The sequence below is a fragment of the Vibrio sp. Vb1127 genome (assembly GCF_033338735.1).
In the GTDB taxonomy this organism is placed as follows: domain Bacteria; phylum Pseudomonadota; class Gammaproteobacteria; order Enterobacterales; family Vibrionaceae; genus Vibrio; species Vibrio alginolyticus.
The window spans coordinates 51,793-72,992 of sequence record NZ_JAWOTF010000013.1; the positions used below are offsets into that span (position 1 = coordinate 51,793).

Annotated in this window: 19 protein-coding genes; 12 read left to right on the plus strand and 7 right to left on the minus strand. The window is 44.4% G+C overall.

What is annotated here, in order from left to right; genetic code table 11:
* Positions 1–73: 73 nt before the first annotated feature.
* The gene (locus R7H07_RS16845; protein WP_005376814.1) at positions 74–586 is read right to left on the minus strand and encodes a glycine cleavage system protein R; all 513 of its coding nucleotides are present in this window, start codon (positions 584–586) and stop codon (positions 74–76) included.
* 221 nt (positions 587–807) lie between these two features.
* Positions 808–1,710: a DUF3943 domain-containing protein gene (locus tag R7H07_RS16850; protein ID WP_033905662.1), complete on the minus strand. Its 903-nt coding sequence runs from the start codon at positions 1,708–1,710 to the stop codon at positions 808–810.
* Positions 1,711–1,901: 191 nt separating this feature from the next.
* Here R7H07_RS16850 and R7H07_RS16855 point away from each other — a divergent pair, with 191 nt between their 5' ends.
* The gene (locus R7H07_RS16855; RefSeq protein WP_042522801.1) at positions 1,902–3,134 is read left to right on the plus strand and encodes a CinA family nicotinamide mononucleotide deamidase-related protein; all 1,233 of its coding nucleotides are present in this window, start codon (positions 1,902–1,904) and stop codon (positions 3,132–3,134) included.
* A gap of 96 nt (positions 3,135–3,230) precedes the next feature.
* On the opposite strand, the gene yfaE is transcribed toward R7H07_RS16855, so the two are convergent.
* The 4 genes from yfaE to ubiG all read right to left on the minus strand — a co-directional run bounded on the left by yfaE (position 3,231) and on the right by ubiG (position 8,220).
* On the minus strand, positions 3,231–3,512 hold the full coding sequence (yfaE, locus tag R7H07_RS16860; RefSeq protein ID WP_005376817.1) for a class I ribonucleotide reductase maintenance protein YfaE: 282 nt from the start codon (positions 3,510–3,512) through the stop codon (positions 3,231–3,233).
* Positions 3,512–4,645, minus strand: coding sequence for a class Ia ribonucleoside-diphosphate reductase subunit beta (nrdB, locus tag R7H07_RS16865; RefSeq protein WP_064368593.1), 1,134 nt, complete (start codon positions 4,643–4,645; stop codon positions 3,512–3,514). Before nrdB ends, yfaE begins: the two co-directional genes overlap by 1 nt.
* Positions 4,646–4,728: 83 nt before the next feature.
* On the minus strand, positions 4,729–7,011 hold the full coding sequence (gene nrdA / locus R7H07_RS16870) for a class 1a ribonucleoside-diphosphate reductase subunit alpha (RefSeq protein WP_005376819.1): 2,283 nt from the start codon (positions 7,009–7,011) through the stop codon (positions 4,729–4,731).
* 501 nt (positions 7,012–7,512) lie between these two features.
* Positions 7,513–8,220: a bifunctional 2-polyprenyl-6-hydroxyphenol methylase/3-demethylubiquinol 3-O-methyltransferase UbiG gene (gene ubiG, locus R7H07_RS16875; protein WP_017636129.1), complete on the minus strand. Its 708-nt coding sequence runs from the start codon at positions 8,218–8,220 to the stop codon at positions 7,513–7,515.
* A 475-nt stretch (positions 8,221–8,695) separates the two neighbouring features.
* Here ubiG and gyrA point away from each other — a divergent pair, with 475 nt between their 5' ends.
* From gyrA to R7H07_RS16890, 3 genes are all read left to right on the plus strand, one after another.
* Positions 8,696–11,416: a DNA topoisomerase (ATP-hydrolyzing) subunit A gene (gene gyrA, locus R7H07_RS16880; protein ID WP_206959889.1), complete on the plus strand. Its 2,721-nt coding sequence runs from the start codon at positions 8,696–8,698 to the stop codon at positions 11,414–11,416.
* A gap of 123 nt (positions 11,417–11,539) precedes the next feature.
* On the plus strand, positions 11,540–12,163 hold the full coding sequence (locus tag R7H07_RS16885) for a tetratricopeptide repeat protein (protein ID WP_054701274.1): 624 nt from the start codon (positions 11,540–11,542) through the stop codon (positions 12,161–12,163).
* 42 nt (positions 12,164–12,205) lie between these two features.
* Complete coding sequence (locus tag R7H07_RS16890) at positions 12,206–12,760, plus strand: hypothetical protein (RefSeq protein WP_017636126.1); 555 nt, start codon at positions 12,206–12,208, stop codon at positions 12,758–12,760.
* Positions 12,761–12,878: 118 nt separating this feature from the next.
* Here R7H07_RS16890 and nrfA read toward each other — a convergent pair whose 3' ends face one another.
* Complete coding sequence (gene nrfA / locus R7H07_RS16895) at positions 12,879–14,306, minus strand: ammonia-forming nitrite reductase cytochrome c552 subunit (protein WP_085569792.1); 1,428 nt, start codon at positions 14,304–14,306, stop codon at positions 12,879–12,881.
* A gap of 450 nt (positions 14,307–14,756) precedes the next feature.
* Between nrfA and nrfB the strand changes: the two genes are divergently transcribed.
* From nrfB to R7H07_RS16935, 8 genes are all read left to right on the plus strand, one after another.
* Positions 14,757–15,359 carry a cytochrome c nitrite reductase pentaheme subunit gene (gene nrfB, locus R7H07_RS16900; protein WP_054701239.1) on the plus strand — a complete coding sequence of 201 codons (603 nt, stop codon included), beginning with the start codon at positions 14,757–14,759 and terminating at the stop codon, positions 15,357–15,359.
* Position 15,360: 1 nt separating this feature from the next.
* Complete coding sequence (nrfC, locus tag R7H07_RS16905) at positions 15,361–16,047, plus strand: cytochrome c nitrite reductase Fe-S protein (RefSeq protein ID WP_017636123.1); 687 nt, start codon at positions 15,361–15,363, stop codon at positions 16,045–16,047.
* Positions 16,044–17,015: a cytochrome c nitrite reductase subunit NrfD gene (gene nrfD, locus R7H07_RS16910; RefSeq protein ID WP_025767279.1), complete on the plus strand. Its 972-nt coding sequence runs from the start codon at positions 16,044–16,046 to the stop codon at positions 17,013–17,015. The genes nrfC and nrfD overlap by 4 nt, the downstream gene beginning before the upstream one ends.
* A 9-nt stretch (positions 17,016–17,024) precedes the next feature.
* Positions 17,025–18,932 carry a heme lyase CcmF/NrfE family subunit gene (locus R7H07_RS16915; protein ID WP_151514965.1) on the plus strand — a complete coding sequence of 636 codons (1,908 nt, stop codon included), beginning with the start codon at positions 17,025–17,027 and terminating at the stop codon, positions 18,930–18,932.
* A complete protein-coding gene (locus R7H07_RS16920; protein WP_005376839.1) occupies positions 18,910–19,443 on the plus strand; it encodes a DsbE family thiol:disulfide interchange protein in 534 nt (177 codons plus the stop codon). Before R7H07_RS16915 ends, R7H07_RS16920 begins: the two co-directional genes overlap by 23 nt.
* Complete coding sequence (gene nrfF / locus R7H07_RS16925) at positions 19,430–19,840, plus strand: heme lyase NrfEFG subunit NrfF (RefSeq protein ID WP_053306573.1); 411 nt, start codon at positions 19,430–19,432, stop codon at positions 19,838–19,840. Before R7H07_RS16920 ends, nrfF begins: the two co-directional genes overlap by 14 nt.
* Before the next feature lie 146 nt (positions 19,841–19,986).
* Positions 19,987–20,163, plus strand: a complete 177-nt coding sequence (locus tag R7H07_RS16930) for a hypothetical protein (RefSeq protein WP_020480909.1) — start codon at positions 19,987–19,989, stop codon at positions 20,161–20,163.
* 271 nt (positions 20,164–20,434) lie between these two features.
* Positions 20,435–21,031 carry a GTP cyclohydrolase II gene (locus R7H07_RS16935; protein WP_025767283.1) on the plus strand — a complete coding sequence of 199 codons (597 nt, stop codon included), beginning with the start codon at positions 20,435–20,437 and terminating at the stop codon, positions 21,029–21,031.
* The last annotated feature ends 169 nt before the right edge of the window (positions 21,032–21,200 follow it).

Below are 21,200 nucleotides of genomic sequence, written 5' to 3' on the forward strand. Positions count from 1 at the left end.
TATTGAGTATTAGAACGACAAAGAGCAGCTGAATTGCTGCTCTTTTTATTGGGGAAGCGTTAAAGGTATGCAGTTAGCTTTCTACAATTACACGAGTGTCTTCACTCAGAGATTCTAACTCATTGGCTATGTCTTCAATTTCTAGCTCGCTAGGTAGTTTTATCGCCATTTTAGCGCTGAATAAGCTAGAGCTTACCCCTCCGCCTCCAGCAATGAATACACGCTGACAATCCATATCTAAAATTGAGATACCTTGATTATCGAGAACGTGAGTAATTTCATTCACAATACCCGCTCTATCGTTGGCATCTAAACGAAGTTGGAAGATAGTGTCTTCACGATATGAATGAGGTTCAGAGTCGACGAACCTAACAACAAGAGTCTGACAAGAAGAGAACGCCTGTTTAACGATGTCGGCATTTTCTCTTGGAAGCTCTACTTTGATGACACCTGCAACTTGGTCTTCGATAAAGTTTACTTTGCTGATCAGCCATTTCCCGCCGTTTTCGTGTGTGATTGCAGCGAGCTCTTTAATCGTGGCGGGTGACGCTTGTCCGACAAAATTAACAATAAATACGGTGTTCATAATGTCCCCTCCTGGAATCAAGGTTTGGACGCAGTACGAATAAACGTGCTACTTAAGTTATTGGAATAAATCCTTTTATTTAGTGTAGGTGCTAAGGGCGGGTAATGTTTGATGAAAGTCAATTTTTAACACTAATTCGTGATGCAAATAATTAAAACAATGTTCAGAGCACAAAAAAGCAGCCATCGTAAGGCTGCTTTTTACCGAGTATCAACTTAGGATTAGAAGGTTACTTTTAACTCGACACCATAAAATTGACTGTCATAGTTTGCGCCTGCGTCCATGGCGAATTTTGCAACATCTTGGTTTCCAAACCAAGGTGATGAATTGAATTGTAGTTCTGCACTACCGCCCCATGCATCAGTTACCCAATAATGAATATGTCCAACAGGGTTTAAGAAGAAGAGCGAAACATCACCTGCGGTTTCAGAGCCCATAACTTCGCCGCCGTTTGCAATAATGTCTTGCTCAGCCGTTAACATCATTTCACCAACAACAGCACCAAAGAATGGTGTGATAAAAATATCCTGCCAAGATGGTACTTCTGCGAACGCCTCCACGCCATACTCCCAAAAGAACGTCGACATCGTTGCGGAGTACAAAAACGACTGAAATTCATTATAGCCAGCGTGACGTGCTGCCGTGTAGTAAACGCCGCCAAAATATGGGTGCATGATGTAGTTGAGGACATGTTCATCGCGATCCCAAACGGGGCCGTCAGAGACATTATCTTTCCACTTTTGCCCCAACTTACTCATGTCTCGGTCTTCTTCGTCCCATTTGGTGATACTTTCTGGAAGAAAAGTCATCATGCCTACGGTCGCGATACTGAGACCTAGAATGGTGTAGGTTTGACCCATCAGATAATCCCAGTCTTTATCTTGAGGGATGATGAGATGTTTAGGCTGAAGCCCTGCGTCAAGGTTTAGCGAATCATCATTATTCTGTTCATACATAACACCGCGATTTTGAGCCTCGAAGGTGTACAGAGTCGTCGTTTCGCAGTAACCTGACAAGCAATCAGGTGTGTAAGAAAACTCTGTATGACGGCTTAGGTCATAGTGACTTGCTTGCGCAAGCGCTGACGAAGCCAAGCAAAGGCCTGTTAGAGTCGTCTTGAACATGGATGATTTTGACACAAAGGTCTCCGAGTTAATGGTGTATGTTCGGGCTCGTAATTATCCCTCAAAACATCAATCATTTAAACACTTGACCCTTATTTAGTCCCAACAAACCTCGGCGAGATTTGTCCAAATAAAAAGAAAAATAAGCGCTATAACGAAAATAGGATTGTGCTTACGTTCAGGAGTCAGTTGTGAAAATAGCAATGCTTAGTACTGGTGAGGAAGTCCTCCACGGTGATATTGTTGATACTAATGCGGCATGGTTGTCTAGCCTGTTTTATCAACATGGATTTGGCTTAACAAAGCGCTCAACGGTTGGTGATAGCCTATCGAGTTTGGTTGAAGAGTTTTTAATGCTCAGCTTTAACAACGATGTGGTTATTGTTAATGGTGGTTTAGGCCCTACAACGGATGACATGAGTGCCGCCGCCGCCGCGAGAGCCGCCGATTGTAAACTGGTGCTATTCAAAGAGTGGTTGCAGCATCTAGAAAGTTTGTATGCTCGACGTGGCATCCCTATGCCGGACAGTAATTTAAAGCAAGCAATGCTGCCAGAAACGGCAGAGATATTGGACAACCCGATAGGCACTGCTTGCGGTTTCAAAATGCTGATTAATGATGCCATTTTTTATTTCACACCGGGTGTACCAAGTGAATTTAAGCTCATGGCAGAGACGCAAATTCTTCCCGATCTGAGAAGAGTGTTTCCCGATGTGCAAGGTTCATGTTGTAGCCGAATCTACACGTTTGGTCTGTCTGAATCCGGTATTTCAGATAAGCTAGATCAGCTAAAACTTCCTCAAGGCTATGAGCTAGGGTATCGCTCTTACTTGCCTTTTATTGAAGTGAAACTTTTTGGTCCTTCAGATCAGCTTGAACAGCGTTTGAAACTAGTACAGATAATTAATAAACACCTTGAGAGTAATACCGTTAGTATTGACTTACCTATGGTTGAAAATGTCGGCCAGTTGTTGGTCGATAAAGGACTAACAGTGTCGACCTCCGAAAAAAGTAGCAGGGGATACTTAACGTACTGGCTAAACAGTGATGAAAACGCTGAAAAGCAACTAGGGCATGGTTGGGTACTACCGAGCCTGACTCAGGCGATGGGCAACAGCGGAGATCCATTAGCAGAAACGTTTGCTCTGGCTGGTGCTACGCGAGAGAAGTGTGGGACGGATTTATCACTCGTCACTGGCCATATTGAAGAGGGCGTTTTTTCCGTCGCTTTATCGACACCGTCAGGCGAGTGGGGAGCGTTATATAAACTCTCGAAAAAGTATCAGCGCAGTGATCAAGTTAAAGTGATCAGCACGGCAGCACTAGACTTGTTGCGTCGCTACCTAGAACGTAAACCGATGTTTGCGCATTATGCATTTTTAGAGAAAGTTAAAGAGATGCACCTCCCGAGCAGTGCTTTATAACCAAAGCTCTCTACAGTAGTCTGAGAGACAAAAAACAGAGACAAAAAAGCCAAGGTGATTACCTTGGCTTTTGCATTTTATACCGTCGAGTCAACGTTATGCGCGCTGCTTTTCTTTCATCGCGTAGTTAACGCCGCTAAGTGACAAATCTGATTTTGCTTTACAGATACAAGGTAATATTTCATCACTTTGTGTGTAAGCCATGGCAAAACCAACATACTCCACTTCACCAGACTCCAATTTGCAGCGACAGGCGCCGCAGTGCCCATCACGGCAGTTGTATTCTGGTAATAGGCCAGCTTGCTCCATTGTTTCCAAAATCGTATTGGAAGGGTTGGATTCAATGCTGATCAGTTTGTTGATTTTGAGTGTTGCCATTACAGCTCGAATCCTTCGAAGTCATCTGCGCGAACTTCATTGTCAATTTGACCCACAAGGTAAGAAGAGATTTCTGCTTCTTGAGGCGCAACTTGAACGTTATCTGAAGACAACCAAGCGTTAATCCATGGAATTGGGTTGGTTGTTGCTTTTGGATACGCTGCTGGTAGACCTACCGCTTGCATACGAATATTTGTGATGTATTCAACGTATTGGCTTAGGATGTCTTTGTTTAGACCGATCATAGAGCCATCTTTGAATAGATACTCTGCCCACTCTTTTTCTTGCTCAGCCGCTTCTTTGAATAGGTCAAAACAGTCCTGTTTTGCCTCTTCTGCGATTTGCATGAAAGTGAAGTCATCTTGACCGTTACGTAGCAGGTTGATCATGTGCTGCGTGCCGTTTAAGTGAAGTGCTTCGTCACGAGCGATCAGCTTGATGATTTTCGCGTTACCTTCCATTAGTTCGCGTTCTGCGAAAGCGAAAGAACATGCGAAACTGACGTAAAAACGAATAGCTTCTAGTGCGTTAACAGACATCAAACAGATGTACAGCTTCTTCTTAAGATCGTACAGACTAACCTTAACCGTTTCACCGTTAAGGACATGCTCACCTTCACCGTAGCGATGGTAATCATTCGTCGCTTGAATCAAATCGTCGTAGTAGTGCGCGATGTCTTTTGCACGCTTCAGAATGTGCTCGTTCTCAACGATATCATCAAACACTACAGCAGGATCGTTCACGATGTTACGAATAATGTGTGTGTAAGAACGAGAGTGAATCGTTTCAGAGAAAGACCAAGTCTCAATCCAAGTCTCTAGTTCTGGTAGAGACACAAGCGGCAGCAGTGCCACGTTAGGGCTGCGGCCTTGGATAGAGTCAAGAAGCGTTTGGTACTTCAAGTTAGAGATGAAGATGTGCTTCTCGTGATCTGGCAGTTTGTTGTAATCGATACGGTCGCTAGATACGTCTACTTCTTCTGGACGCCAGAAGAAAGAAAGTTGTTTCTCGATAAGTTTTTCGAAAATCTCAAACTTTTGTTGGTCGTAACGTGCAACGTTTACTGATTGACCTAGGAACATTGGTTCCTTCAATTGGTCATTCTTTTTTTGGTTAAAAGTACTGTAAGCCATAATGCCTCAATTCCTTTTAAACCTCCCCGTAAGGGGGAGGTTATCGATAGTCTGTCTTTACGGGTTCGCTAGGTACGGGAAGATTAAATCTTACAACCGCCGCCAGCACAATCGTCATCTTGTGGTTGAACAGCGTCTTTCTGTTCATCTTTCGCGCCATCACGAGTGTTGTGGTAGTAAAGCGTTTTCACACCAAACTTATACGCTGTTAGCAGGTCTTGAAGTAGTTTCTTCATTGGAACCTTGCCAGTCTCGTAACGTGACGGGTCGTAGTTAGTATTAGCAGAGATAGCTTGGTCAACAAACTTCTGCATAATACCCACAAGGTGTAGATAACCGTCGTTCGAACCGATATTCCAAAGCAGTTCATAGCTGTCTTTAAGTTCTGTGAACTCTGGTACAACTTGCTTCAGGATACCGTCTTTCGAAGCTTTTACTGAAACGTAACCACGTGGTGGCTCAATACCGTTAGTTGCGTTTGAAATCTGAGAAGAAGTCTCAGAAGGCATTAGCGCAGTCAGTGTTGAGTTACGTAGGCCGTGCTCCATAATTTCTTTACGTAGGCTGTCCCAGTCGTAGTGCAGCGCTTCGTCACAAATTAGGTCGATATCTTTCTTATACGTATCAATCGGCAGTAAGCCTTTCGCGTAGTTCGTCTCGTCGAATGAAGGGCACTTACCTTGTTCTTTCGCCAGTGCTACAGATGCTTTCAATAGGTAGTACTGCATTGCTTCGAACGTACGGTGAGTTAGGCCGTTCGCGCTACCGTCAGAGTATTTCACGCCATTCTTCGCTAAGTAGTAAGCAAAGTTAATCACACCAACACCTAGCGTACGACGGTTCATAGTCGATTTGTATGCCGCTGGTAGAGGGTAATCTTGGTAATCAAGCAGTGCATCTAACGCACGAACAACAAGATCGGATAGCTCTTCGAAATCATCTAGAGACTTGATAGCACCTAAGTTGAATGCAGAAAGCGTACACAGTGCGATCTCGCCTGAGTCATCTTCAACGTTAGTTAATGGTTTCGTTGGTAGTGCGATTTCTAAACATAGGTTCGACTGACGAACTGGAGCAACTTCAGAATCAAATGGGCTGTGAGTATTACAGTGGTCCACGTTCTGGATGTAGATACGACCCGTTGATGCACGCTCTTGCATTAGCAGAGTGAACATTTCAATCGCTTTAACCGTTTCTTTCTTGATTGAAGGATCGTTCTCGTACTTCACGTATAGACGCTCAAACTCTTCTTGGTTTTCGAAGAATGCGTCGTACAGACCAGGTACATCAGATGGTGAGAATAGCGTAATATTGCCGCCTTCAACTAAACGTTGGTACATCAGTTTGTTTAACTGAACACCGTAGTCCATGTGACGAACACGGTTTTCTTCAACACCACGGTTGTTCTTAAGTACCATTAGTGAGCGTGCTTCACCGTGCCACATTGGGTAGAACACAGTAGCTGCGCCACCACGTACACCACCTTGTGAACAACATTTTACTGCTGTTTGGAAGTACTTGTAGAACGGAATACAACCAGTGTGGAATGCTTCACCACCGCGAATCTCTGAGCCTAATGCACGGATACGACCTGCGTTGATACCAATACCAGCGCGCTGAGATACGTAACGAACAATTGAGCTTGCTGTTGCGTTAATAGAATCAAGACTGTCGCCACACTCGATCAGAACACATGAGCTGAACTGGCGAGTAGGGGTACGCACGCCAGACATAATTGGCGTAGGTAGAGAAATCTTAAATGTCGATGTCGCATCGTAGAAACGTTTGATGTAATCAAGACGTGTCGCTTTTGGATATTTCGCAAATAAGCACGCTGCTACAAGGATGTATAAGAACTGAGCACTTTCGTAAATTTGGCCCGTAACACGGTTCTGTACGAAGTACTTACCCTCTAGCTGCTTAACTGCCGCGTATGAGAAATTTAGGTCGCGTTTATGGTCGAGGTACGCATCAAGTTCGTCGAGTTCTGCTTTTGTGTAGTCTTCTAGAATATGTTGATCGTACTTACCCATATCGACGAGGCGAGACACGTGATCATAAAGCGTTGGTGGCTCGTATTGGCCATACGCTTTTTTACGCAGATGGAATACCGCTAGGCGAGCAGCTAGGTATTGGTAATCCGGAGTCTCTTCAGAGATCAGGTCTGCCGCAGACTTGATGATTGTCTCGTGAATATCTGTCGTTGTGATGCCGTCGTAAAACTGGATGTGAGCGCGAAGTTCTACTTGAGAAACCGAAACATTATCTAGACCTTCTGCAGCCCAAGTGATAACGCGGTGGATTTTATCCAGATCGATACTTTCTTTACGGCCATCACGCTTGGTGACGGTAAGTTGTTGGTTCATTCTGCTTTATTTCCCTAAGAAAACTGATAAAAGCCGTATTTTTGTTTGTTTATGTGCAATATGAGTAAAGCTTGCGGCGGCTTTGTGATCAAAGTCTATCTATATATTGTCGCTTAAACACAACATATAGGGGTTCATTTGTTTGCGGGTTACAAGATAGTGCTATTACACTGATTTATCAAGGTACAGGTTTGGGATGACTTGTGGATAACTGACAAAATGAAAAAAATCAGTAAGTGAACACTAACCGATGAGAAAAGGGCAGACTTGAATGGTTAAAAGTACGGTTTCGAGATCGGTTTAGAAATAACCGCATGCAAAAATATTTTCCTTGATCTTTGGCCGTTTTTATCTACGAAAAATGGCTTGGTCAAAATGGAATCTAGAGCACGAATTTTAGCCATAAAAAGACAAAAAAAGCGGCAACTTTGTGCTACCGCTTCCGATTCATTTTCTTTAAAAAATGTCAATCACAAAACTCATTTTTTAACTTAATAGCGTTCAGTATTTTTTAGTATGAACGATGTAGTTTACATCTACATTACGACCGAGTTTGTAGCTATCATTTAGAGGGTTGTAATGAAGCCCAGTAATGCCCATTTCCGTCAGGTCAGTTTGGTCTATCATCTTCATCATTTCGGCTGGCTTGATAAACTTATCGTGCTCATGAGTGCCTTCAGGAACAATCTTAAGAAGCTTCTCAGCACCGACAATAGCAAATAAGTACGACTTAATGTTTCGGTTCAAAGTTGAGAAAAACACGTGACCACCGGGTTTGACTAGCGCAGCACAAGAGCGGATAACGGAGAGAGGATCTGGAACGTGTTCAAGCATCTCCATACAAGTCACGACATCGTAAGTTCCTGCGTTTTCTATAGCGTGGTCTTCTATTGTGCTCTGAATGTAGGTCAGTTGAGTGCCTGTTTCTAATGCATGTAGTCGCGCGACTTCTAATGGTTCTTTACCCATATCAAGCCCCGTCACAATAGCGCCTTCTTTTGCCATGCTTTCAGCAAGAATGCCACCACCACAGCCGACATCAAGTGTTCGCTTGCCAAACAAGCCATTTGCTTTTTCAAGTACATAGTTCAAACGAAGTGGGTTAATTTGATGAAGCGGCTTAAACTCGCCTTCTAAATCCCACCATCGAGAAGCCATGTCCTCGAATTTCTTAATTTCACTTGGGTCGACGTTTTGTGCTTTAGTCATAATTGGTTTTATTGCATTCAATCTGAGTCCTTTAGAGGGCGCCAGTATACTCCAACGTTTTACACCCAAACAACCTCGATGTGCTTAGTTAAGGGACAATGACAGAGTTCACTGGCGCGGCAATCGAGACAGGTGCCTGTAATTTGTAAAGCGCTAACTATTGTTTTTGGTTCATCCTTGAACTGGTGCCAGTGATAATAACTCTAAAACCTGCATTTTCGCGTTGTGTGGTTAAAGGAATTTACCTCGCTTTTCCGCGTAAAGGGTCCGATTTTGCTCAATATTGACCGAAATGTAACCACTAATCAGAAAGATATGGGATGAGTGTGCAAATTCTCGACATTTGATTCATAACCAAGCTCACAACCTGATAAAAGGAGAGGGAAAGTGATGCCGAAGTGATGAATTGTGTGTTATATTTTTGCACCTTACACGTATCGTAATTACGATCAGATAATAGAGGGATAATGGCTCTATGAGCGATTTAGCTAAAGAGATCACGCCCGTAAACATTGAAGATGAGCTTAGAGGTTCATACCTAGACTATGCGATGTCAGTCATCGTGGGTCGTGCTCTTCCAGATGTGCGTGATGGCCTAAAACCAGTACACCGCCGCGTTTTATTCGCGATGAACGTACTAGGCAACGATTGGAACAAACCATATAAAAAATCAGCCCGTGTTGTCGGCGACGTAATCGGTAAATATCACCCACATGGTGATATTGCTGTGTACGACACAATCGTACGTATGGCTCAGCCGTTCTCGCTTCGTTACATGCTGGTCGATGGTCAAGGTAACTTTGGCTCGATCGATGGCGACTCTGCTGCGGCAATGCGTTACACCGAAGTTCGAATGGCAAAAATTGCCCATGAACTATTGGCTGACCTAGACAAAGAAACCGTAGACTACGTACCAAACTACGACGGTACTGAGCAGATCCCAGCGGTTCTTCCAACTAAAATTCCAAACCTATTGGTTAACGGTGCTTCTGGTATCGCAGTAGGTATGGCAACCAACATCCCGCCTCATAACCTTGGCGAAGTGATTGATGGCTGTCTTGCATACATCAATAATGAAGAAATCACTATTGATGAACTAATGGATTACATTCCTGGTCCTGATTTCCCAACGGCGGCGCTTATCAGCGGTCGTAAAGGCATTGTAGACGCGTACAAAACAGGTCGTGGCAAAATCTACATGCGTTCGAAAGCGGACATCGAAGTGGAGAAGAATGGTAAAGAGACCATTATCGTCACTGAAATTCCTTACCAGGTGAACAAAGCTCGCTTGATCGAAAAGATCGCTGAGCTAGTTAAAGATAAGAAAGTAGAAGGCATCAGTGCACTGCGCGACGAGTCAGATAAAGACGGTATGCGCATTGTTATTGAGTGTAAGCGCGATGCTGTGGGCGAAGTAGTTCTAAACAACCTTTACGCTCAGACTCAGCTGCAAACCACTTTCGGTATCAACATGGTGGCCCTAAACAATGGCCAGCCACAGCTATTCAACCTAAAAGATATGCTGAAGTGCTTCGTTGATCACCGTCGTGAAGTTGTGACACGTCGTACTATCTTCGAACTGCGTAAAGCGCGTGAACGTGCTCATATCCTTGAAGGTTTAGCTCTAGCGCTTGCTAACATTGATGAAATCATTGAGCTTATCCGTAAGGCACCTACACCGGCTGAAGCAAAAGCGGGTCTTATCGCTCGTGGTTGGGATTTAGGCAACGTTTCAGCAATGCTAGAGCGTGCTGGTACAGATGCTGCGCGCCCTGAATGGCTAGAGCCTGAATATGGTATTCGTGATGGTCAGTACTTCCTGACTGAGCAACAAGCACAAGCTATCCTAGATCTACGTTTACATAAACTAACAGGTCTAGAACACGAGAAGATTCTTGGCGAATACAAAACACTTCTAGAAGAAATCGCTGAACTCATGCATATCCTTGCGAGCACTGAGCGTTTGATGGAAGTGATCCGTGAAGAACTTGAAGCGGTTCGTGACGGCTTTGGTGACGCTCGTCGTACAGAAATCACAGCTGCGAGCCATGATATTGACATGGAAGAGCTGATCGCACGTGAAGACGTTGTGGTTACTCTATCTCACGGTGGTTACGTTAAGTACCAAGTACTGAGCGACTACGAGTCACAGCGCCGTGGTGGTAAAGGTAAGAGTGCGACTAAGATGAAAGATGAAGACCATATCGAGCGTCTTCTAGTGGCGAATACCCACGATAACATCTTGTGTTTCTCTACTCGTGGTAAGACATACCGCCTGAAAGTTTACCAATTGCCTCTAGCGAGCCGTACTGCGCGTGGTAAGCCAATTGTGAACATCCTTCCATTAGAAGAAGGTGAGCGCATTACCGCGATTCTACGTGTTGATGAATTCTCTGAAGACAAATTCATCTTCATGGCAACAGGTGACGGTACGGTTAAGAAAACGCCGTTGAACCAGTTTGCAAACGTACGTTCAAACGGCCTAATCGCTGTGAACCTACGTGAAGACGATTCGTTAATCGGTGTGGATATCACTAACGGCGAAAACGAAATCATGCTGTTCTCTAAAGCGGGGAAAGTGGTTCGCTTTAAAGAAGCAGAAGAGATTCCAGTACTTGATGAAAATGGTAAACCAGTTCTTGATGAGAATGGTCAGCCAGAGATCAAGTTTAAAGGTGTTCGTCCTATGGGTCGTACCGCCTCTGGTGTTCGTGGTATGAAACTGGCTGAAAATGACCAAGTTGTATCACTTATTGTTCCTTCGCACGAAGGCGACATCCTAACGGTTACAGAAAACGGTTATGGTAAACGTACAGCACTTAGCGAGTACCCGACAAAAGGTCGTGGCACTCAAGGTGTAGTTTCTATCAAAGTTTCTGAGCGAAATGGCCCGGTAGTTGGTGCTATCCAGGTTGTTGAAGGTGATGAAATGATGATGATCACCGACGCTGGCACGTTAGTACGTACTCGTGTGGGTGAAGTTAGCCAGGTTGGTCGTAACACACAAGGTGTAACGCTTATCCGTACTGCGGAAGATGAATCAGTTGTTGGTTTGCAACGTATTGAAGAAGTTGATGATGAAGAGCTGCCTACTGATGAAGATGCAGAAGCGTTAGAGTCAACAGGCGAAAATACGCAGCAAGACGCTTCAGAAGCTCCAGCTGCTGATGATGCAGAGGAAGGTAACGAAGAGTAATCTTACATCGTTATCCTGATATGAAAAGCCGAGCCTTAGTTGCTCGGCTTTTTTGTATCTGTATCAACGCATTTAAAGTAAGAAATGCGTACACTGACGTTATCTTTGTTTATGGGACGTGTTATGTCTGTTTGGTTTTTCGCTGCCATCACTCTAATGGGGTTGTTTATCGTACTCTTATCACTGAGTGCATCAAAAGTTAAACCTGCTCAATGGTTTGGTTTTTGCCTGTTAGTACTTGTCGTGACGAGTGCCAGTTTCTTATTGCTGCATCAAACTCCGCCTAAACCAATACAAGCGGAAATGTCACGAATGATGACTGCTCGTGACATCATGAAAGAGATTCAAGACCAGTTGCGTGAAGACCCGAACAACGCTGAATTGTGGTTCCAACTCGGGCAGGGCTACCTGCTAGAGGGGGAATTTGATGGCGCGCTGATTTGTTTTGATTACGCGATCCAACTGACTGAGCCAGTCAGTGCCACGCAACTTGCCGCAAAAGCGACGACCTTGTACTACATTCACCAGCAATCAATGACGCAAGAAGTTAGCTTGCTTTTGGAGCAAGCTTTGCAGATAGAACCGCACAATGAAGCCGCTTTGTCTTTGATCGCAAATGATCATTTTCTGTCATTCCGATTTCAGGAAGCGATTGATGCCTGGGTACTATTATTAGATTCTAATGATCCAAATTTAGATAGGGTGCAAATCATTAACTCTATTAACAAAGCAAAAGAGCTGTTGTAAGCGTACAATTTAACAAGCAATAGAGGGAAAGGTGGGCAACGAATGAAAAATAAAGCACTAAGCATATTGGTTTTGCTGTGCGGCTCTGTGCTGGCGGGTTGTAGCTCTTCCGATCATTCTGGCTCTTCCTCTACGGTTTATTATTCATCGGGTTACTACGACCCGTGGTGGTACGATCATGACGACTACTGGATTTATTACTATCCGGGCTGTTGCGATAACGACGATGAATACAAAGAGAAACTGGAAGAGTGGTGGAATGGTTTAGATGAAGACCAACAGCAATCCATCAAAGACAAAATCGAAGATTGGAAAGACGACGATATGTCCGCCAATATCGATAACATGAAACGCCAACTTGACGATCATTGGCAATCACTGCCTGACGAGCAAAAGCAAGAGATTCGAACCCAATGGGAGAATCGTCCGGAGCATATTGAACCAGCGACTTTACAAGGCAAGGCGGTGAAAGAAAAGGTTCAACAAAGAAAAGCATTACCGGAAACGAAGATCCAGCGTCCAGTTGCTCGTCCAAATGTGCAGATACCTAAAGCACGTCCAAATATTCAACCTAGACCTAGGCTTCCTCGTCGCTAGTACATTCGATTTTTGTCTCTCGATAGAATCAGGATGAAGAGATAAAGATAATAAAGAAAGAAAAGGGGCGTTCAGTACGCCCCTTGTTGTATCTATAAGTTAACCGTTGCCAGTTAGACTAATACGTGGCTTCGCGTTCAGCTGCTGCTTTATCCCACTCTGGCGCTACTGTTTCTAGGAAGTGTTTCTTGTCTGCGTTCATCTTATCCATATCCATGCCTAGTGCTTGTTGTGCTTTCGCTTTGGTCGAGATATCTGGAATTTGAACAGGGTCAGTAATGCCTTTGGTTGCCAGTAAACGAACCAATTTGGTACGGGCGTCAGCAGCGCGGTCAACTGCAGTACCTAGTACTTCAAGTGCTACCTCAGGAGCATGCATGTGAACACCGTGAGAAGCAATCGCGTAGTCCCAACGCCATTGTGCATGGCGAATATCTTGTAGGATAGGTTCCATCTCTGCTTCTGTTGCACCTGCTTTCCACGCTGCGCCTGCTTCAAAGTGTGCCGCTACGATTTGCTTCTCGGCGGTTAGCTTCATGTTCAGTACTTGCGCTTTGCGAGTCGAGACGATGCCTTGTAGCTGCTCTTTAGTTTGGGTATGGCATTGCGCACAGGTGTCTTCAAAACGATCAAATGGGTTACCCACTTTGTGGTCTGTGTACACCGTACCGTCTTCTTTGGTCACTTTAGGCATGTGGCAGTCCACACACACCACTTTGTTTTTACCATGAATACCCGCTCTCCAAGTTTCGAAACCTGGATGTTGCGCTTTTAGCATCGGCGCTTTAGATACGGCATGCGTCCAATCTTTGAAATTCAACGCGTCGTAGTATTTCTCCATGTCATTAACGGTGGTGCCCATATCCCATGGGAATTTAACCGCTTTAGTTGGGCCGGTGAAGTAGTATTCAACGTGACATTGAGCGCAGACCGATGCTTGCTTATCTAGGCGAGACTGTCCATCAAAGTTTTTACCAATAGTATCAAAAGCACGCTCGACGTATGGGCGAGTCAGTGCTAGCGCAGGTTCGCCTTTCTTGAAGGCTTCAGAGCCTGTGTTGTGGCAATCGGAACAACCGATAGGGTTGACGATTTCTGAGCCTAAGCGTGCCCATTTACCTTCGAAATAACCGTCTTCACCACGTTCATCAATCACGCGAGCAACGTCTGGGCTTTTACAGCTCCAGCACGCCATCGGCATAGGGCCGGATTTTTCATCAGTCGGTGCGCCGGTACGTAAGGTTTGACGAACATCATCAATTGCGTAAAAGTGACCGCGCGCTTTGTTGTAGTCTTTCGCGAAGCCATAACCAGCCCACAGGATAACCATGTTTGGGTCTTCACTTAGAGCATCTTCAATGTGCTCACTTTCGGATGTTGCTTTCCAAGAATGGTATTGATCAGGGTGGTTCTGTTCAAAGACATCGTTACGAGGATCGATGAGGCCTTTTTCTTCTGCCGCCAACGGAGCGCCGACCAAAAATAATTGGCTGGCGAATAAGGTCGCAACCGCAATAGGTGCGCTCATCCAGTGTTTTATGCTCACAGTGTTATCTCCATATTCGTTTTTATTAGCAGCGTTGTGAGGAGCTATTCCAAATAAGAACTGGAGATCTACGATTAATAATATTGCTTAATTGGATAGATGAAATAGTGAGTGAATCTTGTCTTGTTTTAGATCAATTTACACCAGTGATCTCAGTCATGTTTGAATTTATATACCTCTAAAGTGGTAGTTATTAAGTCGTTGTTCTACAATGCTTTGGGTTCTTAACCTTTTTAAAAATAGGGTGATTTGGTTCGCTTTTTGAGCAGGTGTTTCTACCCCTTATGAATAATAGAGGTATTATAAATATAGGTTTAGTGTTGTGGCTTTCCGAAATAAGAATTGATGTCATTTGAAGATCTAAAAAATATCTTCAGAGGAAATTAATTGTCGCTCAAATAAATAATTGAGAATAGTTATCAATTATTATCGAGCTAAGGAAAGAACAATATGGGCAATATAAAATTGACCATAGAGACAATGCTGAAACTTCTCTTCATCTTTGCCATCTATGGTTTCTCCATCGCCGCCCACGCGACTTCTTCAGAGCCGATTGAAGGTGCTCAAGCTGAGCGTCATCAAGTCGAGTTGATCCGTGACCGAGACTACAAGTGTCTTCAATGTCATAAGGACGCCAAAGAGACTCTGAATCTATCGCATGATTCGCAAGCGTTATTGAGTCAAGGTAAGCAACTCAATTGCACTAACTGCCATAGCAACATCGGCCCTGATCACCGTGAAGGCGCGCCTGATGTGATTAAGTTTTCTGCCGCGCAATCGAAAGAGGTACACGACAAAGTGTTCCTTGATCCAAGCATGATTCTTAAAGCCAACAGCCGATGTGTGGATTGCCATGCACCGACACAACTGAGAGAAAGCCACTGGACGCACGATGTGCACGCCAAAAACCTCACTTGTTCAAATTGCCACGATGTACACGCAGCGAAAACCAAAGCGTTGTCGTACGACAGAAAACAACTGATCAAGCAGTGTGTGGATTGTCACTCTGAATTTGCCGTCGAACCTGAACTTACCAAAGAAGAGGAGAGATAGCATGAAATGTTCGAGAAGAAACTTTTTAGCCGGCAGCGGCGCGTTGATTTTAACTACAGGCGTTGCAGGCACTTCCGTTGTTAGCTCCTCTCTTTATGCCAGCAACAGTGAACAAGCGAAACGCATGGGTATGGTTCATGATGAAAATGCCTGTATTGGCTGTACCGCCTGTACTGATGCTTGTCGCGAAGTAAATAAAGTCCCTGAAGGCGTGACCCGACTTAAAATTCATCGCAGTGAACCGATTGGCGAATTTCCAGATGTGGAATACCAGTTTACTCGCGAATCCTGTCAACACTGTGATAACCCTCCATGTGTATACGTTTGTCCAACAGGCGCTGCATACAAAGATGAAGCGACCGGCATCGTGGATGTACACAAAGAGAAATGTGTCGGATGTGGTTATTGCCTTGCTGCTTGCCCTTACCAAGTGCGCTTCTTTAATCCAGTCGATCACTCTGCGGATAAATGTAACTTCTGCCGTGATACCAACCTAGCGCAAGGTAAGCAGCCAGCTTGCGTGGAATCTTGCCCAACAAAAGCACTCATCTTTGGTGATTTGAATGACCCAACTAGCGAGGTGAGCAAAGCTATCGAAAGCCATGTTGTCTATCGCGATAAATCGCATTTAGGTACGCAACCTAAACTGTACAAAATTCCGCATAGCAAAGGGGAGGTGTCATCATGAACGGCTTCGAAAGTGTATTCCACTTTGACTCGTTAGTCTGGGATTGGATCATCGCGATTTACTTATTCCTTGCTGGGATGTCAGCGGGTGCGGTGATGATTTCAATCTATTTAAAACGCAAAGTGATTGAAGGTGATCCCGCAAAAAACGGCATCATGAAAGCGATGGCTTGGCTCGCACCATTTGGCATCATTGCTGGGTTGGTAATTTTGATTTTCCATTTAACCAAGCCTTTAGAGTTTTGGAAGATCATGATCTACTACAACCCAACGTCTGTGATGTCGATGGGCGTGATCTTGTTCCAAGTGTACATGATCGTGTTGTTTGTTTGGATTGGCGTTATCTTCCGCCATCAAATCATCAGCTTCTGTGAAGGGAAGTTACCAAGCAAACTGCTGGATTTTGCCGATGGCATTTTGATTAAGGCGGGGAAAGCCAACAACGCAATTGAATTGTTCTTGGGCTTCTTAGCCATCGTGCTTGCAGCGTACACTGGCTTTCTATTGTCTGCGTTGAAGACTTACCCAATGCTAAACAATCCAGTACTGCCAATCTTGTTCCTGTTCTCTAGTTTGTCCTCGGGCGCAGCAGCATGCTTGATGTTCGGCATCTTGGTGTTTAAAGAGTCGACCTGCAGCCCAAGTGTGTCTTGGGTGCACGGATTTGAACGCCCAGTAGTGTTGTTTGAGTTGTTTGTCTTAGTGACATTCTTTACTGGACTGATCTTCAGCGGTGGTCAGAACGAAGTCGCGGCTTGGAATGCTATTTCGAGTGGATTCTGGGCTCAATGGTTCTGGGTTGGCGTAGTGTTCATCGGCATGATAACGCCTTTGACTCTCAATTGGTTAACGCCTTCAGAAGTGCGCCACAAAGGCAGTTACGTTTTTGTGGTCACGACGTTGAGCTTGGTTGGCGTACTTATGCTGCGTACTTTCATTCTCTATGCCGGTCAAATGACCGTAGTGTAAGGGGGATAAATGGAAGCTGAGCTAGGGTTCTTCTTACTGATATTGGTGGCTGTAACATCGACTTGTGCATCGTTGCTGCATTGGCTACGTCGTGCTATGGGTAAGAAGGCGACATTGCCGCATCAAGTCGCGATGTCCCACATCATTAGCTTAGCTTCCATCATTTGTTTAGCACTTCTGATCGTCTGCTTCGTGCAAGACAACTTCGCGTTGGAATATGTTGTTACGCATTCCAACAGTCAACTTCCCGTAGCATTCAAGATTGCTGCCGCTTGGGGCGGGCACCAAGGCTCCATGTTGTTTTGGGTCGTCACCTTGAGTTTATGGGCGTCGTTTATTGCATTTAAGTCACCGCTCAACGCCCAATATACTTGTGACTGTTTAGGAATCATGAACGTTCTTATTGCGACATTTGCTTGGTTCACGTTAATGACCTCTAACCCGTTCGAGTATGCCCAAGTATTGGCGTCGGAAGGACGAGATCTAAACCCAATGTTGCAAGATGTTGGGCTTATCATTCATCCACCATTGCTTTATCTCGGTTATGTCGGTTACGCAGCAATATTAGCTTTTGCATTAGCTGCGCTATTGGGTAAACAACCGATGAGCGATTGGTATGTGGTTGCTCGAAGCGCAGCGTTTTTTGCTTGGGGAACGCTCACGTTGGGTGTCTTGGTGGGATCATGGTGGGCGTACAATGAGCTAGGGTGGGGCGGCTGGTGGTTTTGGGACCCTGTGGAGAACGCTTCTCTACTGCCTTGGCTTACTGGTACTGCTTTGTTGCACAGCGGTGTTGTCGCAACACGTAACAGAGGCGCAATTTGGAGCACCTATGCACTGGCGTTTGCTACGTTCAGCCTAAGCATTTTAGGGACATTCGTGGTGCGCTCTGGCGTGCTGACTTCAGTGCACGCTTTTGCGGTGGACCCAACTAAAGGTTTGGTGCTGATTGGTGTATTGAGCTTGCTTGTCATCATCACTTTTGGCGTATTGATTTTGCGAGGAGAACAACTCCCTCGCTTCAAACTTCAATCTCTAGCGAGCCGAGCTTACACTGCTTACATCGCCAAAGGGCTGCTGGTTATTGCGACTGCTATCGTTTTTCTTGGCACTTTTTATCCGATGGTTTATCAACTGCTCGGTTTAGGAAACATTTCAGTTGGCGCACCTTATTTTAATAGTCTGATCTTCCCATTAAGCATACTGGCTCTGATTGCCCTAGCTTTCATGCCGCTGCTGAAATGGACAAAAGGCACAGTGCCGAGTGTAAGCGCTGATATTGCGATCAGTATTGCGTTATCTCTTGTCTCTGGGAGCGGGTTTATCTTCTTAGTGCACGCACTGCATTTCGAAGTATTGCTAACCATAACGTTGGCTACTTGGGTGATTGTGGCGCATCTCGTTATGCTGTTTCGTTGTTCCAATAAGCGCAAACTCATGCCAATCGTGATGGCACATATCGGTTTTGCGCTGGCGGTGAATGGAGCTGTATTCAACAGTCACTACTCATATGAACACAATTTACGTGTCGAACCCGGCAGTTCTCAACAAAGGGCGGGGATCACTATCGATTATCATGGTATCGAATGGCTAGTGGGGCCAAACTACACCGCGGAACAAGGACAGATCACCTTGCACTTGGAAGATGGCCGCATGCTCAATTTCAACCCGCAAAAGCGTCATTACCCTGTGCGAGTGATGAATATGACCGAGCCTGCGATTCGTTCACTATGGCATGGCGATTATTACGTGACATTGGGTGACAAAGTCGATACTCATGCTTATGCGATTAAAGTTCAGTACCGCGCAGGTATTTGGTGGATATGGTCTGGCGGGCTACTAGCTGTGTTTGGTGCGCTATTAACCGGCCTAAAGAAAAGGAGAGAGGCTATCAATGCGATCGAGAAATACGCTTAAACTCGCAGGTCTGTTTGTGGCTGTTGCCGTGTTTGCTGTAGTAACTGCGGTGGCTTTGTCTGAGCGACCACATGTTGAATTGTCCCCACAACGAAATTTAGATGCACCTAATTTTCGCTCTACTTCTCTGATCTCTGATGACATGGTTTCTGAGCAGTTGTTCAAAAGCGACGGATATAAATTATTGAATGTTTGGGCATCTTGGTGCGGAGTATGCAAACGAGAGCATGAAGAATTATTGCAGTTAGCAGAACTCGGTGTGCCTATTATTGGGCTGAATTATAGAGATCAAAAACAAGCCGCTCGTGAATATTTGAGCTCTAAACGAAATCCATATATTGAAGTAATTAGTGACCCTAATGGAAAGCTCGCTGTGGAGCTAGGTGTTATCGGAACGCCGGAAACTTACTTGATTGATCCAAATGGTCGTATATTGATCAAATATCGTGGAGAGCTAACGGCAGATAAATGGAACGATATATTTTCAGGATACTTGAATGTTTCGATTTAATAATCTTCTCCTCACTTTAATCCTATTTATACTATTTTCTCCTTTCACGAGAAGTGCGGATATAGAACAGAATGTTGATCTGTTTGAATTTCATTCCGTTGAAGTGCAACAGCGTGCAACCTCGTTAGCCAAGGCATTACGCTGCCCGCAGTGTCAAAACCAAAACCTTGTCGAGTCTAATGCACAAGCGGCTAAAGACCTGAGGTTGAAAGTGTATACGATGGCCAATGAAGGCAGCTCAGATCAAGAAATAAAGGACTATCTAGTTGCTCGTTATGGGAATATTGTTCTGTACCAACCACCATTAAATTATTCCACGGCGCTGTTGTGGATCTTTCCTGTGCTATTTTTGATCTTTTTTGTCTTATATTCGATCCGAATGGTGAAGCGTAATTAATGTGACCGTTATTCCACTATTAAAAATAAATTGTGCACTTAACAAGCAGAATGTTATCATTTTTCCGAATTTATGAAGTTTCCAGTATAAAGAAAATAAAAATTTTGAGCTGGATAAGTAATAAAAGAACGAAATAGGTGCACGCAGTGGATTCAGTTATATTACAACTTAAAAAAGACTTCTATTCGCAGATTCGTGCATTGCAATCACCGAACCTGCCTCAAGTTACTTCAACGCTCGCCGTGTTGACCGACGAGGAAATCCAAGAACTCGAAGCAGTTTGGATTGAACTCGCCGTTTGGAAGCGCAGTCAGACCCATTAAAAGATAGACCAAACGACCTTCTTGAAACCCCAGACAAAATTTGTCTGGGGTTTTTTATTGTAGTTTTTTTAAATTGTTATAATATAACAATTGTTCAGTTGGAGAGTGTTTCTCTTTTGCTGTCTTGAGTGGATAACTGCCCTCAATTGTGATCTCTATATTGCAAAATGCGGTATCAGTCCCCATAGTTGAAGAGCAACGAGTAAATCCCATGAATGCAATAACGAAAACGCATCAAGCGCATCAAGCAATAAATCGAGTGAGTATAGATATGGCGGAAGTACGTGCCAGAGTAGATTTTAAAGTCGGGGCAAAAAGTAACATTGATGCCGAAATTCTGTCTTTCCATGGTCTGAAGACAGACAAAGAGCATGTTGCTATTATCTTTAAACAAGCGGACCAAACTCAGGACATGCCTTTAGTTCGTATGCACTCTGAGTGTTTGACAGGCGATGTGTTTCACTCTTCACGCTGTGACTGTGGTGAGCAACTAGAAGAGACGATCAATCGCATGGGCGAGTCCGGTGGTATCATCTTGTATCTCCGTCAGGAAGGTCGTGGTATTGGTTTGTACAATAAGATCGATGCATACCGCTTACAAAGCCAGGGCATGAACACGTACGAAGCTAACAACCATTTGGGCTTTGATGATGACCTGCGTGATTTCACAGAAGCAGCACAAATGCTAGAAGCTTTAGGCGTGAATAAGATCCGCCTCGTGACGAACAACCCTAAGAAAATTCGTGAGTTATCTGAGTACGGAATTGAAATTGGCGAGGTTGTCAATACCTCTGCACATATCAAAGATGGCAACGAAAATTATCTGAAGGCAAAAGTCTCTCACGGAAAACATGACCTAAAGGTTTAATCCTAAAGATAAAACTGACAATAAAGTCTGTGAAAAACCTCATTTTTATGAGGTTTTTTTGTATCTGGAGTTGCAAATAAATTGTAAATTTGTATTATCTCGAGACTAAAGTGCAAATAAGAATAATTAGCACTACCAATACGATAATTGAAAAGCTCAACAAGGATGC

Bases quoted from the DNA above. Each gene is read 5' to 3' on its own strand.
- R7H07_RS16845 (WP_005376814.1), bottom strand. From the start codon at position 586: ATGAACACCGTATTTATTGTTAATTTTGTCGGACAAGCGTCACCCGCC.
- R7H07_RS16850 (WP_033905662.1), bottom strand. From the start codon at position 1,710: ATGTTCAAGACGACTCTAACAGGCCTTTGCTTGGCTTCGTCAGCGCTT.
- yfaE (WP_005376817.1), bottom strand. From the start codon at position 3,512: ATGGCAACACTCAAAATCAACAAACTGATCAGCATTGAATCCAACCCT.
- nrdB (WP_064368593.1), bottom strand. From the start codon at position 4,645: ATGGCTTACAGTACTTTTAACCAAAAAAAGAATGACCAATTGAAGGAA.
- nrdA (WP_005376819.1), bottom strand. From the start codon at position 7,011: ATGAACCAACAACTTACCGTCACCAAGCGTGATGGCCGTAAAGAAAGT.
- ubiG (WP_017636129.1), bottom strand. From the start codon at position 8,220: ATGACTAAAGCACAAAACGTCGACCCAAGTGAAATTAAGAAATTCGAG.
- gyrA (WP_206959889.1), top strand. From the start codon at position 8,696: ATGAGCGATTTAGCTAAAGAGATCACGCCCGTAAACATTGAAGATGAG.
- R7H07_RS16885 (WP_054701274.1), top strand. From the start codon at position 11,540: ATGTCTGTTTGGTTTTTCGCTGCCATCACTCTAATGGGGTTGTTTATC.
- R7H07_RS16890 (WP_017636126.1), top strand. From the start codon at position 12,206: ATGAAAAATAAAGCACTAAGCATATTGGTTTTGCTGTGCGGCTCTGTG.
- nrfB (WP_054701239.1), top strand. From the start codon at position 14,757: ATGGGCAATATAAAATTGACCATAGAGACAATGCTGAAACTTCTCTTC.
- nrfC (WP_017636123.1), top strand. From the start codon at position 15,361: ATGAAATGTTCGAGAAGAAACTTTTTAGCCGGCAGCGGCGCGTTGATT.
- nrfD (WP_025767279.1), top strand. From the start codon at position 16,044: ATGAACGGCTTCGAAAGTGTATTCCACTTTGACTCGTTAGTCTGGGAT.
- R7H07_RS16915 (WP_151514965.1), top strand. From the start codon at position 17,025: ATGGAAGCTGAGCTAGGGTTCTTCTTACTGATATTGGTGGCTGTAACA.
- R7H07_RS16920 (WP_005376839.1), top strand. From the start codon at position 18,910: ATGCGATCGAGAAATACGCTTAAACTCGCAGGTCTGTTTGTGGCTGTT.
- nrfF (WP_053306573.1), top strand. From the start codon at position 19,430: ATGTTTCGATTTAATAATCTTCTCCTCACTTTAATCCTATTTATACTA.
- R7H07_RS16935 (WP_025767283.1), top strand. From the start codon at position 20,435: ATGGCGGAAGTACGTGCCAGAGTAGATTTTAAAGTCGGGGCAAAAAGT.